This window comes from Pontibacter coccineus (assembly GCF_030546575.1).
GTDB classification, from domain to species: domain Bacteria; phylum Bacteroidota; class Bacteroidia; order Cytophagales; family Hymenobacteraceae; genus Pontibacter; species Pontibacter coccineus.
Genome location: NZ_JAUOTN010000003.1, coordinates 136,643 through 151,281 on the forward strand (window position 1 = coordinate 136,643; position 14,639 = coordinate 151,281).

Sequence of the window (14,639 nt, forward strand, 5' to 3'; positions counted from 1 at the left end):
CTATACCTATGCCTGTAGAAGAGAGGTAATTGTGAGAGGGAGCCTCAACAACCCGAAGTTCAAAATAAGAGTACAAGAGGGGGACAAATCCCTTATATCATGGAGCTATCTTACATCCTGAACGAATTGGGCGAAGACCGCGAACTGTATTACAATGCAGTGACGCCTCCCATCCTGCAAACCAGCAACTTTGCCAGTAAAACGGTAGACGATATGCGGCGCATGCTCCAGAACGAGGCCGAGTCCTACCTGTACACCCGCGGCAACAACCCAACTGTGACCATGTTCGAGAAAAAGATGGCGGCGCTGGAAGGGGCGGAGCATGCCATTGCTTTCGGGAGCGGCATTGCGGCCGTCTCGGCGGCGGTGCTTTCGCAGCTTAAGGCAGGTGACCATGTGGTGTCGATCGATAAACCCTACGGCTGGACCAATGTGCTGATGAACCGCTTCCTGCCCAGATATGGCGTAGAGGTGACCATGGTAGACGGCACCGACACGGAGAACTACCGCCGAGCGATGCGGCCCAACACGAAGCTGCTATACCTGGAGAGCCCGAACTCTTTTACCTTTGAGCAGCAGGACATAGCAGCTGTTGCCGCACTCGCCAAAACGCATGGCTGCAGCACCATCATCGATAACAGCTTTGCCTCACCGCTCAACCAAAACCCCCTGCAGATGGGCGTGGACCTGGTCGTACACTCCTGCACCAAGTACATCGGCGGCCATTCCGACACCATGGGAGGCGTCATTTGTGGCAATCGCGACATGATCAACAGGATATTCGAGGGAGAGTTTATGACGCTTGGGGCCATTCTGCCGCCGCACGATGCCTGGCTGCTCATGCGCGGTCTGCGTACGCTGCCTGTGCGAATGGAACGCGTGGCAGAAACGACAAGAAAGGTAGTGGCCTGGATGGAAAAGCAGGAGAAGGTTGAAAAGATCTATTACCCTTTCCTGCCTTCGAACCCACAATATGAGTTGACCAAAAAGCAGCTGCGCAACAATACCGGACAGTTTACGATTGCGCTCAGAACAGACGATATGCAAAGGGTAGAAGACTTCTGCAACAGTCTGCAGCATTTCCTGATGGCCGCCTCCTGGGGTGGACATGAATCGCTGATCTACCCGGCAGCCGCTTACTACAACAAAGAGGCGAAGTACTCAGGCAAACTCCCCTTTAACCTGGTGCGCTTTTATATCGGGCTGGAGGATGCCGACTATTTAATAAAGGACATCGAGCAGGCCTTGGGCAAGGTATAGCACGTCTAGAATATAATGTTAAAATTATATTGATGATTCGGTAACATTGGATTGAAAGCATCTGCTTACCTTTGCAACCGATGGATCTTCATGCGCTCATCTGTGCCCGTATCCCATTGCACGACAGTGCAGTACACTTTCGTGCTCCCTACACGTTACAAATCAAATCTCTCTTATACCTATGTTTAAACATCTACAAAAAGCCTCTGCTTTTGTGCTGGCCTGCTGTGCCTTTTTGGCTGGCGGCGAAGCCTTAGCGCAGACCAATCCGCAGCCACAGCCGCTGCCTTACTCGCAGGATTTCTCCAGCCTGCCACACAGTTCAACCGACTATCCGGAAGGCTGGCAGGGCTGGTTACTGGCCAACGCTCCCGGAGCAAGCTTCAGAACGGCTCCGGCTACTGCCGACAGAGCTCTGCTGGCTAACAGCACCTCTACTACAACCAATGGTGCCATCCACAATTACAATGGCAAAATAGGTTTGCTCAACAGTGGTTCTGTAGACCTGAGCATCGCCTTTGCCATCAATACCCTGCAAAAGACTGCAGTGAATGTGGCGTTTGATATGATGACGCTGCGCAACCCGTACGACGGCGGAAGCAACACCCGTATCAACGAAATCGTGCTGCAGTACCGGGTTGGTACAAGCGGGAGTTTCATCAACATTGAAGGTTCACAGTATCAAAACAACACGGAGAAGTGGGCCACGAGCGGTAATACTGATCCGCAAAAGGTTGAGTCCTTTACCGTGACCCTGCCAGAGGCGGCTGAAAACCAGGAAGTGGTGCAGTTGCGCTGGGCTACGCGCCAGATCAGCGGCGGTGGCTCCAGACCCAGCTTTGCCGTGGACAACATTGAGGTAACCAGCCTGAGCGACAGCAAGAACCCAATCGTGTTGGCTCCTGCTACACTTGCCTTTGGTGATGTGGTATTGAACCAGCCAAACGTTTCTTCCTATACTCTGACAAGCGCGAACATCAGCGGCAATGTGCAGCTGACAGCCACAGCAGGCTTCACCGTTTCGAAGCAGGCGACAACTGGTTTCGCCACCATTATCACTTTCTCTGCTGAGGAGATGGCCGCCAACCCGACTGTGTATGTGCGCGTGTCAGCAACTACCACGGGGGCTTTATCCGGCACGGTTTCGCATAGCGGCCAAGGTATAGCTACTGCCGTAACCGAGCTGACAGCCAATGCGGTTAGCCCATTTGTGCAGAACTTCAACAACTGCGGTACCACTTTGCCCGGTGGCTGGAAAGCCTACAGCGTAACGGGTGACCAGGTATGGGGCTGTACTACGTTTGGAAGGGAGACGGAGGAAAGTCCGCGTAACAACGGTGTGCAAATCAACGGCTATGCCGGCAGCGCCCGCGAAAACGAAGACTGGATGATTTCTCCTGCACTGGACCTTTCTGACTTCAACATTGCCGCACTTTCTTTCTGGACCAGAACCGCTTTCCAGGGCCCCGGCCTGAAACTGATGGTGTCGACTAACTACGACGGCAGCAGCGCGCCTGCCACAGCCACTTGGACAGAACTGAATGGCGATTTCCCGGCTGCCGCTTCTGATGTGTGGAAACAATCCATCGTCAACCTGACGGATTACAAAGGTGCTGCTGTACATGTGGCGTTTGTGTATGCTTCTGAGGCTGAAACAGACAGAGCCGCCCGCTGGACCCTGGACGATTTCGCGGTGGAGAACGTAGACCAGTTGCTGGTTGCCAATGACTTCAGCGTTGATTTTGGATTGGTGGAAGTGCCGAACGCTTCTGCTCCGTATACCTTCAACTTCTCTGCGCTGGGCTACCCGGCAGGTATGACACTGTCAGTAGGTACTGATTTCGAGCTTTCCAGGAACGGACAGACATACGCTTCTTCCCTGGTTTATACCGCTGCTGAAGCGAGTGCAACAAACCAGGTATACGTACGCTACAAGCCAGCCAGCACCAAGCTGCGCTCCACTGGCCAACTGACTTACACAAGCGGCGATTTCACCGTGGTGAAAGGAAGCCTGACCGGTACCTCTCTGCCGAAGAGCAGCACCCTGGACATCGTGTCCTGGAACCTGGAGTGGTTTGGCGCTGACAAAGACGAGAACAATAAAGAACTCGGTCCGGATAACGAGGAACTGCAGTTTGCAAATGCTAAAAAAGCACTCCAGACGCTGGACGCTGACATCGTTGCCTTCCAGGAGATTGCCAACGATGCTGCTATGGCCAGCCTGATGGCGGAGTTGCCGGCTTACGACTTCGTTCGCTCGGATGTGCATTCTTACTCATGGGACCCAAGCCGCAACCTGGTGCCGCAAAAGCTTTATGTGGCCTACAAGAAGGACGTAGTAAAAGTGAAGAGCCAGAAAGTGCTGCTCCACAAACTGTATCAGGATGTGCTAGCCGGTACAGCCACCTTGCCAAATTACCCTGCTGCGCAAACCAGCTTTTGGGCAAGCGGTCGCCTGCCACTGCTAGTGGAACTGGAAGCCACAGTGAACGGCGTGACGCAGCAGATCTATGTGGTGAACCTCCACACCAGAGCCAACTCCGGTACCAACGTGACGCCATACAACCAGCGCAAGTACGACGTGCAGGTGCTGAAGGACAGCCTGGCAGCGCAATATCCGAATGTGAACCTGGTGATGCTGGGCGACATGAACGAAGATGTGGACATCTCGGTGGTAAACAACCTGCCATCTTCCCTGAATCCGTTTGTGCAGGATGAAAATTACAAAGCGCTGACTTACGACCTGAGCGTAGCAGGTGGCTATACTTACGCGAGTGGCTCTTTCCAAAGCTTCCTGGACCATATCATCGTGTCCAAGTCTTTGGTGGATGAGTACATCGAGGAATCTGTTACAATAGAGAACCAACTGCTCAGCCTGATTCCTAGCTATAGAAACACAACGTCGGACCACGTGCCGGTATCGGCTCGTTTCAGCTTCAGCGCCACGCCGGCCGTTGCGTTCTCAGCACCGACTTTAACCGCCACTGAAGGCGACTCGCCAGTTGCTGTAAACCTGAACATCTCGGCTGCACAGCCAAAAGCCCATACTGTATACCTGACTGTGAAGGACGGTGCCACCGCCACTGCAGTGGATTACACGACTGCCCCGGTAGCCGCTAACAACGTAATTGCTGTAGAGGTGCCAGCCTATGCTAATTCTGCTTCCTTCGAGGTACGTATTGCCCACGACAAGCTGACAGAGCCAACGGAGCAGGTAACTTTCCATATCCACAACGTAACTACCGACCTGGGTATAGCGGCTGCAGCCCGCACGTTCACACTCGCCATCCGCGACAACGACTTCCCGGCAGGTATAGCCAATGGCCAGGACCTGGCTTTCCGCCTGTATCCAAACCCAACGCAGGGCGCTGTAGTGAACATCTCTTTACCAGTAGAAGTATCGGTGATGGATGAGATGACACTGGAGCTGCGTTCTGCTAACGGAACCAAAATGTATGAACTAAGCGGTAACCTGAGCAGCGTGCAGCAGCAGCTGAACGAGAAGGTAGCCGGCCTGCGCAACGGCATGTACTACGTGCAGGTGGCGGTGCAAGGCAAGGTATACCAGGCTAAGCTGGTAAGAAACTAGTTTATGCCAACTCAAAAAAAACGGCCTCCTGCCTTACGGGAGGCCGTTTTTTTTTATGCCCAGGTATAGCAGTTGCTCAACTGGAGTCGTTCGTATAGGTATAACCAAGACAAAGGACAACTGGTATTACATTACACGAACCAATGGAAACAACTATGACAGACAAACCGCAAATCATAAATAATGTACACGCCGCCACCCTGATCGGAACAGGTCTGAGTAGCTATTTTCTGAACGAGAAGCGGCCCAAGACGGCGCTTATACCTGCAGTGGCCGGGAGCGGACTGCTGCTGTTGAGCAAAAACCTGGAGAAAGGCGACCAGGCCATGGCACATGTGGCAGTCGGCATCACCGGACTCCTGTTGGCCCAGACACTGCGCTCCTTCCTGCAGGCTGCCGTGCCGGACGCCGAGACAGAAGCCAAGTTTGACACGGCTACCTTAAACCGGCGCAAGCTCATATTCGGTCTGATGAGCACCACAGGTATAGCCGCCATGGCCACTTACATTGGCGGATTTATTGAAAAGCGAAAGAACGGCTAGGTATACCTGGCATAAAACAGCGAGCCCGCAGATGCTATACCTGCGGGCTCTCTTTGTTTGTAAGGTAATGTAATCGGTTAACCGCTTCAAAAAGCCAGTTGGCTATACCTGGTTAGAAACCAACTGCGGTGTCGTCACCGCGCGGGTCGGCACCACCCTCCAGTTTGCCATTGGGGAGCACCAGGATGCCTTCCACAGCGCCATACTTGCCTCTCTGCTTCAGCTTATACCCTTTGCTCTCTAGCACGGCGCGAACTTCAGGTGAGATCGCATCCGTTTCGTGCTGGATCTCTTCGGGGAGCCACTGGTGGTGGAAGCGGGGAGCGGCTACGGCTTCCTGCATGGTCATGCCGTGCTCTACTACGTTCAGGATCGTCTGAAACACGGAGGTGATGATGGTAGAACCGCCCGGCGTGCCCACTACCATAAAGAGTTTGCCGTCTTTCTCCAGAATGGTTGGTGTCATGGCGCTAAGCATGCGCTTGCCGGGCTGCACAGAGTTTGCTTCACCCCCAATCAGGCCAAACATGTTCGGTACACCGGGCTTCGCGCTGAAGTCGTCCATTTCGTTGTTGAGCAGGAAACCGGCACCTTCAACCACTACCATAGAGCCATAACCACCGTTGATGGTCGTGGTGATGGAAGCCGCATTGCCAAACTGGTCAACGATGCTGAAGTGGGTTGTTTGATCGGATTCATACACGGGCAGTACGCCCGCTTTTACCTCCGATGATGGGGTAGCGCGTTCCAGGCTCACGTTCTTCATGCGCTCCTGCAGGTAGCTGCGGTCCAACAGGCCGCTGCTGGGCACTTTGTAAAAATCCGGGTCGCCGAGGTAGGTGGCACGGTCAGCGTATACGCGGCGCTTGGCCTCAGTCATGATCTGGATGGTCTGAGGCTGCTGCCAGCCAAAGCTTTTCAGGTCGTAGGGCTCTACCATGGTCAGCAATTGCATCAGCGCAATGCCCCCGCTCGATGGCGGCGACATAGAGGTAACTTTCAGATTTTTATACTGCCCCGTGATCGGCGTGCGCCACACGGCATTGTAGTCGCGCAAATCCCGGTGCGAAACCAGGCCGCCACCGCGCTGCATTTCTTTCACGATCAGATCGGCTGTTTCGCCGGCATAGAAGCCATCGCGTCCCTTGTCGCGGATGCGCTCCAGGGTACGGGCCAGGTCGAGGTGATAGAGCGTGTCGCCGGTCTGCCAGGCCTGCTCACGCGTCAGGTAGGGGGTATGCTTGTTATACCTGATCATTTCTTCCCGGGCATTGTTCAACATGCGGGCTTCGCGCGCAGTTAGCACCACGCCACGTCGGGCCAGGTCGATGGAGGGCTGTACCAGATCGGCAAAAGGCAGGGAGCCGAGCTTTTCGTGCAACTTGATCATGCCGTCAACCGATCCGGGTACGCCGGCTGCCAGGTGGCCGAGCAGACTCAGGTCAGGTATCACATTGCCCAGTGAGTCGAGGTACATGTCGCGGTGCGCGGTGGCGGGGGCTTTCTCCCGGAAGTCGAGCGCACCGGTTTCGCCGGTGTGGTGACGGTATACCAAAAAACCACCGCCCCCGATGTTGCCCGCTACCGGATAGCAAACCGCCAGGGCAAACTGTGTGGCAATGGCCGCGTCGTAGGCATTGCCGCCCTTGCGTAGTATCTCCAAGCCAATGTCAGAAGCATCAGGGTGGGCAGATACCACCATGGCCTTATCGGCTACGACACCTCGCTTCCCGGCTTCGGCTTGGGTTTGAGGGCGCGGAGCGCAGCTGGAGAAGGCGAGGAGCACGGCGGCCACACAAGACAAGGTATAGCGCTTCGATCGGAAGCCCTGAATCAGGTTGAGGTGTTTCATGAGTTGGGAATGAGTAAGGCTAAGCTGCAAAGTAAAAAAAAGCCGGCTATCTACATAGCCGGCTTTCTTCTTATTGCCAATTAAGGGCGATTACTTGATATCATTCTTGATGATCGCTACTGCTTCCTCCACATACACGTCTTTCTGCAGCGACTTTAGGAAGTCTTTGTTGCGGGCCATTTTGGCGGTGTCTCCCGCTATGGTCTGCAAATCGGTCTTCAGACGCGCTACGTTCAGCACCGGAACATTTTTCTGAGCGTCTTCCAGTTGCTTGTTGGCTGCTTCGCTCTTTTTCTCTTCTTCCATGTACTTCGCCATGCTCAGGGAGCGGGAAGTGTTGTCAGCCAGTTTTTTCAGCCTTTCGCCGCTCTGCTGGATCAATTTGAAGCTCTCGCTGTCAGAAATGCGGTTCTTGCTGCTGGCCTGTATTGCCGGGATGTTCAGCTTAGCGCGCGACCATGGCTTATAACGGGCCGGAGAGATCTCATCGAATGGCAGGGCGTATTCCTGTTCTTTTTCACCGAACTCCAGGTAGCTGTACGCGTCTGGCAGTATCACATCTGGCGTTACACCACGCAGCTGCGTCGTACCCCCGTTGATGCGGTAGAACTTCTGAATGGTGAGTTTAAGCGCTCCGAACGGCTTGTATGGGTCAAACTGCGATGGCAGGGCTTCGTCAATTTCAACAAACTGCTGTACAGTGCCTTTACCGAATGTCGGCGTACCCACAATCACGGCACGCTTGTAGTCCTGCATGGCTGCTGCCAGAATCTCAGAGGCAGACGCACTGTTGGAGTTCACCATGATTACCAGCGGACCGGTATACTGTACTTCCGGGTCACGGTCATCGAGCACGACGGTTTTGCCGGCAGACGTGCGGATCTGAACGATCGGGCCCTGGTCTACGAACAGGCCGGCCATCTCGACAGCGTCAGCAAGGGAACCGCCCCCGTTGTTGCGCAGGTCCAGTACCAGTCCCTGCATACCGGCAGCTTTCAGTTTCTCAACCTCAGCCTTCACATCCTCGCCGCTGTTACGACCACCTTTGCGCTCGAAGTCGGCATAAAAACCAGGAAGCTTGATGTACCCGATCTTCTGCTTTTCGTCAATCATTGCACTTTGCGCATAGGTTTCTTCAAACACAATCACATCGCGCACAATCGGGATAATGCGGGTACTACCGTCAGGCTTGCGCACGGTCAAACGTACTTCAGTTCCTTTCTTGCCGCGGATAAGCTGAATGGCATCGTCCAGGCGCATCCCTTCGACCAATACCGCATCGCCGCTGCCCTGGGCTACCTTCTGGATCGCATCACCTGGCTTCAAATCGCCTTGCATATATGATGGGCTGCCCGGCACAATTTCCATTACCTTGATCTGGCCGTCTTTTTCCTGCAGCGAGGCACCAATACCTTCCAGTCGGCCGGTGAACTCAATATCAAAGTCTTTCTTGGCTTTAGGAGGGAAGTAACCTGTATGCGGATCGTAGACGTTCGCCACTGCGTTGATGTACGTGGAACGGCGGTCGTCGCGGGTCACCTGGTCCAGGCGCTTATAGAGCTCGTTGTAGGCTGTCATCACCTTTTCGCGGGCTTCGGCTTCCATCTGTTCCATGGTCTTGCGCGTCTCCTTGCTGTCTGCGCTGGCTGTGGCTTTTTCCTGCTGTTTCTGCATATCGGCCAGTCGTACCAGTGTCTGGTACTTCAGTTGCTTTCTCCAGGCTTCTTTCAGCTCGTTTTTGTCTTTGGCGAATTTCAGTTTCTTACCGTCCAGCTCGATGCTCTCCTCTTTAGAGAAGTCGAAAGGCTTGGACAGGATCTCTTTGTAGAAAGCCTCAGATTCCTTGGTACGCTTCTCGATCAGGTCGGCTGAGATGTCAAAAAACTCGAATGAACCGGCACGCAACTGGTCGTCCAGCTGGGTCTCGTACTTGCGCAGCATGGCCACGTCTGACTCAAGCAGAAATTTCTTGTTAAAGTCGAGGCGGTCCAGGTATAGCCCAAAGGCTTTTTTCGAAAAGCTGTCGTCTACCTTTTCCGGCTTGTAGTGCATGGTGCTCAAACCCTGCATCAGGGCTTTGATCAGTATCTCGTTTTTGCCGGCAGGTGTGCTGTTGTTTTTGCTGTACAGGATAAAAGAGCCCGTGAGAAGGACCACGGCCAGTACAGAAAGAAATATTTTTAATCTGGTTGTCAAGGATAGCATCTAATTAAGTTAGTTGGACCACACATTGTCTACGCAAAAGTAGTGCCGTAGATGAGGCCACAGGCATTTCTTTTAAGGCGAGTCCTAATGTAGTATAAATCTAGCTTTATCGCAAAGCAGCGCGTCTGCTCAGCATAAACAAACTGGTAGCCTGCTTGTTTTACGGAAAGCCTCACTTCTTTATATAACTGTTCTGACTTTTTTTTCGTTTCCCGAGCATGCCTAAACCTTGAAGCCTGACTCTGTTGATCTTGTCTGGTGTGCAGCGCCTGAGGCCCCTTCCGCACAGGTATAGCACTGCAGCGGCGGGTGCTCAGCAAGGTATAGCAAGACCTAACAACTATGAAGACACTACTTTTTTTCGGGGACAGCCTGACGGCAGGGTATGGGTTGCCAACGGCACAAGCCTATCCGGCGCTGATACAGGAGAAGTTGAAAGAGGAAGGATACGAAGGCTATACCGTCATCAATGCAGGCATCAGCGGCGACACTACCTCGAGTGGCTTGTACAGGTTGGACCGCTGGCTGTCTGCGCCCATCGATATTTTTGTGCTGGCCCTCGGAGCCAATGACGGGCTGCGCGGTATACCCGCCCGGGAAACGTCACAGAACCTGCAGCAGATCATTGACAAAGTAAAACACAAACACCCCGATGCGCAGATCATCCTGTCAGGTATGGAGATTCCTGACATTGTGCCGGGGCGCTACGCCGAGGAGTTCCGAAAACTGTTTCGGGAACTGGCCATTAAGAACAATGTAGCCTTTGTGCCTTTTCTGCTGGAGGGCGTGGCAGGTATGCGGCACCTCAACCTGCCCGACGGCGTACATCCGAATGCGGAAGGTCAGAAGTTACTGGCCCGCCATACCTGGACCATACTGGAAAGCGTACTAAAGCAGGGAAATTAAACAAAACAGGCGATGCTGTCAGCATCGCCTGTTTTTGTGAGTTTAGTTCTTGTAATCTTGCCTGAACCGCATGGCGTTTTCCATCTGCGCCCGGATTTCTTTTCCCATATTGCGAGCCCACAGATTAAACGTGGTATTGTCTGTCTCCTCAACGTCTTTCACATTATCCTCAAACTGTTGGAGTGCCTCTTTGTGGGCATCCACCACAGTTTCCCAGTAGGCACGGTCAAATTCATCCGTATTTTTATCGCGGAGCTCCTGCACACGTCCGGCATGGTCTTCTTCCATTTGCTGAGGCAGCGTGACGCTGTACCGCTTTGAGATGTCCTGCAGTTCGTCCAGCTTTTTGGAGTAAATGTCTACCATTTGCTGACCATAGTCACGCACCTGCTCCGTTTTGCCTTTTTCGACTGCCAGTTTGCCAAGCTCCAGCTGCTGCGTGCTGATGCTGTGCGCCTTGCCCATAAATTCGCGCTTGTCTTCGTTCAGGGTAGAATCCACCGTGGTAGTGGTGTTCATCTCGGTGTCCACATTGGCTGTAGTGGTGTCGGTTTCCTGCGTTTCGGAGCTGCAGGATGCAAAGGCAAGCGTGCTTAGCGTGAGCGTGGCTGCCATCCATAGGTTTTTCATAGTCTTATTTTTTGCTTTTCGGAATATCAATGTGTTTTTAAGGGCATACGGAAAAACGATCAGTAGATGTTCATTTTATTGTATACCAGCCTTCTCTGTGCAACAGCCAGGATAGGCTATAAAAGCAAAGGCTCGACTTCGCCACAGGGGAAAAGCCAAGCCTTTGTTTTTATGTAAGGCAATCGGGCCTTAGTAATAAATATGCTCTCCGCGGTTCTTCTGGAAATGACTTTCGAAGTAACGGGCATCTTCTGATGTGCGCGGCTTAAAGCCCAGCACGATATTACCTTCTTTCACGCCTTCTTCATATACTTTGGCGCGTTCTTCAGGTATACCGGCTCCCACCAGCGCACCGATCAGGCCGCCTGTCAGGCCACCTGCACCGGCACCGGCCAGGGCAGCTGCCAACGGACCGGCCACTACCAGACCCAGACCAGGTATAGCTACAGAGGTACCAATGGCTGCCACAGCACCCACAATAGCACCAAGCGTACCGCCAATGGCTGAACCAGCTCCGGCTCCTTCCAGTGATTTGTTACCCAGTTCGGTATCGCCGTCGCGGTCCAGGTCACCGCTAAAGTGGCGCTTGCGTCCCTCGTCCGACAATACTACGTTGATATCATCTTTATCATATCCGCGTGCACGCAGTTCTTCATAAGCGCGTTCTGCGCTGTCACGGTCCCGGAACATGGCTGTCATCATGCTCGTATCGCTTACTCTTTCCATAGTTGAATTTTTAAGTTTGTATTGTATTAGTATAAATTAAAGATGCCTGCTTTTTTGCAGACTAGTTTATTGTAACGGCTCACCTACTCTATGGTTGCAAAATGAAGTAAGGTAGTGTGCGTTTACAGTATTCATAAGGGGTTTTTTGCCGGCTTGTAGTAAAAAAGCCTTCCGCAAGGGAAGGCTTTTTTATTTAGTATAATGCTGTTGATTATTCTTTGTCAGTTACGGCGTCAGCAGTTACCAGCACGCGGTCCACCACATGGATCACACCGTTGTTGGCCTCAATGTCAGACTCTACAATACTGGCACCGCCAATAGTGAAGGAGTTAGGGGCAGCGCCTGCGCTCGCTACTTCGATATAGTCATCCTGACCTACCTGGATGCGCTGGTTTGCCTGCAGCTGGCTTGTCATTACCTTACCCGAAATGATGTGGGCCTGCAGCACCTTGATCAGCTCATTTCTGTTTTCTGGTTTTTTCAGGTATTCCAACTGACCGGCAGGGAGTTTCTGAAAGGCCTCGTTAGACGGGGCAAAAATGGTGAACTCACCTTCCTGCTCAAAAGCTTTCGAGATATTAGCAGCCTGCACTAACTCCATAAAAGTGGAGATTTCGCTTTTGGTTCTTGCTGCATCCAATATAGCCATAGAGCTTGTCTCAGCAGTAGCATCCATGGTGGAAGAAGTGTCCACATCAGTAGTAGTGGTTTCAGTGCTTACTTCTGTTTCTGTTGTTGTTTCCGTAGTGGTGGCGTCATCACCAGCCATGGTAGTTGTCTCACTCATGGTTGTGGTTTCGTCCATGGCAGTGTTGTCCATGGCATCATTACTACTGGCGCAGCTATACAAGAAGCCTGCAGTAAATACAGCAACAAGGGGTTTTAGCATTCGAATTTTCATAGTGTTTATTTTAAGGTTCATGATGAATTAAATTGTACATCTTTAGGTGGGATATACATGCTGTATTTAACTGTATCTTTTTAAAAAAGTTATAAAAAAAGAAGACTATCTGTGTTTGAGTACAGATAGTCCCTTGTAGTATTGCAATAAAACAATATTGTTGCGCCCTAGTTATACACTTTCACAACGAAAATATAGTCCTGAAGTTTCTTCAATTGCTGCGTGCGCGAGTTTCCGCTCAGGTTGTTTTGCTGCGGAAGGCTAAAGGTTAGGTTGCCTTCTCTTTCCTTCATCTCACTCACCATCTGAAGCAGGTACGATGACTTCACTGCAAAAGCAGCGCCCTCCTGACCTGCCTGCTTACCGTTGATCACGCCGATCACATTGCCTTTTTCATCGAGCAGCGGACCGCCACTGTTACCAGGGTTCAGCGGGATGGAGATCTGGTAAGAAGTGGTGTCGCCCTCAAAACCAGACGCGGAACTCAGTGAGCCTTCACCAAACACGATATCCTCGCGCGGGAAGCCCAGCGTATACACGCGCTCACCCAAGTCCGAAGAGGCCGTCTTAAAGGTATAAGGCAGCTTGCCGAAACCTGCAAAGGAAGGGTCTTCCACTTTCAGGATGGTCAGGTCGTAGTCGGTGTTGCGGTGCACTTCCGTTACCTTATACTTCAAGCCGGCTTTGTTCTCGATTAGGATAGAGTCCGCTCCCTGAATTACGTGTGAGCTGGTGACAATGTACCCATCCGGGCTGATGGCGAAACCGGTGCCACTGAAGCGTGCCGAACGCGGGGCCGGTGCGGGGGTGTCTACGCTGGCAATGCCATTGATAATGGCACGCTGTTCCTTTTTGATTTTCTCAACCTCACGACGGAGCTCAATGTAGCGCGCCGTTTGCTGCTGTACAGGTTTCTTCATCTGCTGCACACTCCAAAGCGTGCCGAATACAGACAGCAGTGAAACGCTGGCGGCAACCGCCATGGTCTGGGCGTGCTTCTTAAAGAAGACTTTCCAGGCTGTCAGTTCGCTGGTGATAGCCCGCGAACCGGTTTCCATTTCTGTGTGGATGCTGTTGAGCTTATGGCGCAATTGCTGACGCTGGCCATAGTGCTGCATGGCCTGCAGCACCTGGCGGTGCTCCTGTACCTGGTCGGCAAGCCGCGGGTCGGAGAGCAACAGCGCCTCAAAGGCAGCTTTCTCCTCGGCGGGCAGGGTGCCGGCCAGGTAGCGCTCTATTTGCTCGTATATGCGGTGGTCAAACATGGTTATATAAAAATACCTTTTACAAGGTGCTAAAATTCAATTCGTCTATGCTATACCTCTGGTTTGTAAGAGGTGAAGAATAGCTTCTTGAGGCGTTGCAGGCACTTGTACTTTTGGTTTTTGGCCGTGTCTGTGTTCGTGTAGCCAAACTTTTCCACAATATCCTGCATGCCCTGCGCCCGGATGTAGAAGTCCTCCAGTAATGAGCGACAGGGTTCCCCGAGCTGGTCAAGCGCCTCGGCCATTACGCCGAACTGCCTTTCGTTCTCCTCGTGCTGCGGCACATCCTCCTCCAGCGACAGGTAGTTCTCAGAGTCCTCTATGCGATTCGCGTAGCGGCCTTTCTCTGCCAGCCGTTTCAGCCAAAGCCGGCGGCACACCGAGTAAAGGTAAGTCTTGATCTGGCAGCTAAGCTCCAGGCTGTTGCCTTTGATCTTCTCGTAGAAGACGATCACGCCTTCCTGATAAATGTCTTTCGCCTCGTCATCAGTTCCACTGTTGCTGATGATGAAATGAGAGATCATCGGGAAGTGCAGCTTATACAGATATGCGAGTGCGCGGTCATCGTCATTCCGGATTCCCTCCATGATCGCCTCATCCGTCTCATACAAACTCTTCCTCATGCCGTTCTGTTTTTAATACGCCAGGCCGCTTTTTGTAACCCAACAAAAAAATATTTTAAAAAAATAAAAAATACCGGGTTACCTATCCGTGTTTCCGGTATGAAGTTCAAATTCGAAACCAAAACACTTAATCACAAACA

11 protein-coding genes are annotated in these 14,639 nt (G+C 52.5%); 4 read left to right on the top strand and 7 right to left on the bottom strand.

From position 1 onward, the window contains the following. Positions 1 to 99: 99 nt before the first annotated feature. The 3 genes from Q4E40_RS07865 to Q4E40_RS07875 all read left to right on the top strand — a co-directional run bounded on the left by Q4E40_RS07865 (position 100) and on the right by Q4E40_RS07875 (position 5,391). Complete coding sequence (locus Q4E40_RS07865) at positions 100 to 1,260, top strand: trans-sulfuration enzyme family protein (RefSeq protein ID WP_303411236.1); 1,161 nt, start codon at positions 100 to 102, stop codon at positions 1,258 to 1,260. 181 nt (positions 1,261 to 1,441) lie between these two features. Continuing rightward, entirely contained in the window at positions 1,442 to 4,849 is a 3,408-nt protein-coding gene (locus Q4E40_RS07870) for a T9SS-dependent choice-of-anchor J family protein (protein ID WP_303411237.1), read from the top strand. Between the two features lie 155 nt (positions 4,850 to 5,004). Beyond that, positions 5,005 to 5,391 carry a hypothetical protein gene (locus Q4E40_RS07875; RefSeq protein WP_303411238.1) on the top strand — a complete coding sequence of 129 codons (387 nt, stop codon included), beginning with the start codon at positions 5,005 to 5,007 and terminating at the stop codon, positions 5,389 to 5,391. Between the two features lie 112 nt (positions 5,392 to 5,503). Here Q4E40_RS07875 and ggt read toward each other — a convergent pair whose 3' ends face one another. Then, entirely contained in the window at positions 5,504 to 7,243 is a 1,740-nt protein-coding gene (gene ggt, locus Q4E40_RS07880) for a gamma-glutamyltransferase (RefSeq protein WP_303411239.1), read from the bottom strand. 90 nt (positions 7,244 to 7,333) lie between these two features. Then, positions 7,334 to 9,448, bottom strand: a complete 2,115-nt coding sequence (locus tag Q4E40_RS07885; protein ID WP_303411240.1) for a carboxy terminal-processing peptidase — start codon at positions 9,446 to 9,448, stop codon at positions 7,334 to 7,336. Positions 9,449 to 9,790: 342 nt separating this feature from the next. Here Q4E40_RS07885 and Q4E40_RS07890 point away from each other — a divergent pair, with 342 nt between their 5' ends. Then, positions 9,791 to 10,354 (top strand): arylesterase, encoded by a 564-nt coding sequence (locus Q4E40_RS07890; RefSeq protein ID WP_303411242.1) that lies wholly within the window; start codon positions 9,791 to 9,793, stop codon positions 10,352 to 10,354. 42 nt (positions 10,355 to 10,396) lie between these two features. On the opposite strand, the gene Q4E40_RS07895 is transcribed toward Q4E40_RS07890, so the two are convergent. From Q4E40_RS07895 to Q4E40_RS07915, 5 genes are all read right to left on the bottom strand, one after another. Continuing rightward, on the bottom strand, positions 10,397 to 10,984 hold the full coding sequence (locus Q4E40_RS07895; RefSeq protein WP_303411243.1) for a DUF4142 domain-containing protein: 588 nt from the start codon (positions 10,982 to 10,984) through the stop codon (positions 10,397 to 10,399). 189 nt (positions 10,985 to 11,173) lie between these two features. After that, positions 11,174 to 11,710, bottom strand: a complete 537-nt coding sequence (locus Q4E40_RS07900; RefSeq protein ID WP_303411244.1) for a hypothetical protein — start codon at positions 11,708 to 11,710, stop codon at positions 11,174 to 11,176. Positions 11,711 to 11,921: 211 nt separating this feature from the next. Then, entirely contained in the window at positions 11,922 to 12,611 is a 690-nt protein-coding gene (locus Q4E40_RS07905; protein WP_303411245.1) for a fasciclin domain-containing protein, read from the bottom strand. Positions 12,612 to 12,778: 167 nt separating this feature from the next. Beyond that, on the bottom strand, positions 12,779 to 13,876 hold the full coding sequence (locus Q4E40_RS07910) for a S1 family peptidase (protein WP_303411247.1): 1,098 nt from the start codon (positions 13,874 to 13,876) through the stop codon (positions 12,779 to 12,781). A 50-nt stretch (positions 13,877 to 13,926) separates the two neighbouring features. Beyond that, positions 13,927 to 14,499, bottom strand: a complete 573-nt coding sequence (locus tag Q4E40_RS07915) for an RNA polymerase sigma factor (RefSeq protein ID WP_303411249.1) — start codon at positions 14,497 to 14,499, stop codon at positions 13,927 to 13,929. Positions 14,500 to 14,639 lie beyond the last annotated feature (140 nt).

Coding starts and splice junctions, on each gene's coding strand:
- Q4E40_RS07865 (WP_303411236.1), top strand. CDS start 100: ATGGAGCTATCTTACATCCTGAACGAATTGGGCGAAGACCGCGAACTG.
- Q4E40_RS07870 (WP_303411237.1), top strand. CDS start 1,442: ATGTTTAAACATCTACAAAAAGCCTCTGCTTTTGTGCTGGCCTGCTGT.
- Q4E40_RS07875 (WP_303411238.1), top strand. CDS start 5,005: ATGACAGACAAACCGCAAATCATAAATAATGTACACGCCGCCACCCTG.
- ggt (WP_303411239.1), bottom strand. CDS start 7,243: ATGAAACACCTCAACCTGATTCAGGGCTTCCGATCGAAGCGCTATACC.
- Q4E40_RS07885 (WP_303411240.1), bottom strand. CDS start 9,448: ATGCTATCCTTGACAACCAGATTAAAAATATTTCTTTCTGTACTGGCC.
- Q4E40_RS07890 (WP_303411242.1), top strand. CDS start 9,791: ATGAAGACACTACTTTTTTTCGGGGACAGCCTGACGGCAGGGTATGGG.
- Q4E40_RS07895 (WP_303411243.1), bottom strand. CDS start 10,984: ATGAAAAACCTATGGATGGCAGCCACGCTCACGCTAAGCACGCTTGCC.
- Q4E40_RS07900 (WP_303411244.1), bottom strand. CDS start 11,710: ATGGAAAGAGTAAGCGATACGAGCATGATGACAGCCATGTTCCGGGAC.
- Q4E40_RS07905 (WP_303411245.1), bottom strand. CDS start 12,611: ATGAAAATTCGAATGCTAAAACCCCTTGTTGCTGTATTTACTGCAGGC.
- Q4E40_RS07910 (WP_303411247.1), bottom strand. CDS start 13,876: ATGTTTGACCACCGCATATACGAGCAAATAGAGCGCTACCTGGCCGGC.
- Q4E40_RS07915 (WP_303411249.1), bottom strand. CDS start 14,499: ATGAGGAAGAGTTTGTATGAGACGGATGAGGCGATCATGGAGGGAATC.